Genomic DNA, 1,808 nt, shown 5'->3' with positions numbered 1-1,808 from the left:
TCAGTTTCGTCCCTCGTATTTAAGGTGTTTTCTCACGAATACTCACTTATTCGCAGGATTTCGCCGCCTTATAAAACAGAGTGAGAGCCGAAATGAGGAGCAGACACCGCTTTTTTCGACAAACGGGCGTGCGGGAACAGAAGTTACGCTTTCGCGCACTTCGCGGGATGCTGGTATACCCCACGCTCCACTTGGCCCTTGGAGGCTCACCCTCCCATGTCTCAACGGATCATTGTCCTTCCATTCCTTCGTCATACCTATCCAAGGCGTGGAGACCGATAGCGTTTAGGTAACGGATCTATGTCCTTGCGAAACTGACACTCGGTTCTCTGTGCTTATTAGAAATCCTGCGAATGAGTCAATATTCGTAAGTCGACGGGGCGACAGGTGCCACGGGATCGATGGGAACCCGGCCGGGGTTAGGCGGCCTGCCCCACACCGATCTCCGAGCGATACGTTTCTCCACGCTGGATCATCCCGATGACGATCCGAGCGAACTTGCCGATTAATTTGAATAACGAAGCCATCTTCTTCATCCCCTTGTTTAAGTTGTGTTCATGCCAACGTTTGAAGTCCGGATTTTCCCGCACCAAGGTGAGCATGGCCCAAAAGAGATATTTGCGCAGCGCACTGTCTCCGCGTTTGGAGAGCTTGATCTGGCCTTTATACTTGCCGGAGGTTCGCTCGGCCAGATTGAGCCCGGCGCGGCGCAAGAGCTGCCGCCCATGGGCGTAGTGACCAAGATCGCCGGCAAACCCCAGCAAGGCTGCGATCGTGATCGGGCCCACCCCAGGGATGCTCTGCAGTTGTTTGGCCATGGGCATCTCCTCCAGCAGCGCTTCGACTTCTTGCTTCATCTCTTGCAATTGGCTTGTAATCTGGTCGTACGCCGCCAGCAGGCGCTGCAGATCTCGCCTTGCCTGCTCCACCCCCTCGGTACGGCCAATGCTGCGTTTGGCCGCCTGGATGAGCTGGACCGCCTTCGCTTTCCCGGTGACTCCGCCCGGGCGTCTCATGCCTTGTTCGCGCCAGCGCTCGATGACTTCGTCGGCACGGAGGCCTTGCACATCGTACGGCAAAGGAAAGGCGCGCAGGGAAGCCAGCGAGCGCTCGGCCGTCCAGTCTTTAAAGACATGCTGAAACTCGGGAAAGTACATGTCGATCCAGCGGACGATGCGATTCCCCAAACTGATGGCGGATTTCACCCAGAATTCCCGGTCGCTCATCAGCGTCTTGAGTTCCTCCAATTGGGCCGCTTGCGGGGTAAACTCGGTATAGAAGCCGCGGCTGACCGCATCGGCAATGGTTAAGGCGTCCTTGGCATCGTTTTTGGACGGGGTATTGTCACGGTTCTCCTTGTTGCGATGCGTCACGACTGGATTCACCAGGACGACTTCGATTCCTTGCTCCCGCAGCCAATGGGCTAGATTAAACCAGTAGTGCCCGGTCGGCTCGAGGCCGACCATGACCGATGCCAATCCGTACTTCTCCTGCACTTCTCGGATAAAACGCATCAGCCTCTCAAAGCCTTCGAGCGTATTGGCAAAGGTCAGATGTCGCCGAGTGAGCACGATGCCGCGGAAATTGGTCACTTGAGCGACGTGCTTCTCTTTGGCGATGTCGATCCCTACGATAGCATGCTGGGTGGTAATTCGTTCAATCCGTTGATTTGTCACGTTATTTCGAGTAAACTTCATAGTAAGCGCCTCCTGATAGGTTTTTAGGGCTCTAGACCCGTCACACCCCTATCATACGAGGCGCTCCTGTTTTTTTCAAAGGCCATTTCTTAGCCTACACAGGAATGTTTA

Annotated in this window: 1 protein-coding gene; it reads right to left on the bottom strand. The window is 55.1% G+C overall.

Annotation, left to right across the window (positions count from 1 at the left end; genetic code table 11):
• Positions 1-419 precede the first annotated feature (419 nt).
• Entirely contained in the window at positions 420-1,697 is a 1,278-nt protein-coding gene (locus KQI79_RS27220; protein ID WP_216541459.1) for an IS110 family RNA-guided transposase, read from the bottom strand.
• Positions 1,698-1,808 lie beyond the last annotated feature (111 nt).

The organism is Paenibacillus sp. MSJ-34 (assembly GCF_018918005.1).
Classification (GTDB): domain Bacteria; phylum Bacillota; class Bacilli; order Paenibacillales; family Paenibacillaceae; genus MSJ-34.
Note: the sequence above shows the minus strand (reverse complement) of the source record. Positions and strands in the feature narration are given on the sequence as shown.

Bases quoted from the DNA above. Each gene is read 5' to 3' on its own strand.
- KQI79_RS27220 (WP_216541459.1), bottom strand. From the start codon at position 1,697: ATGAAGTTTACTCGAAATAACGTGACAAATCAACGGATTGAACGAATT.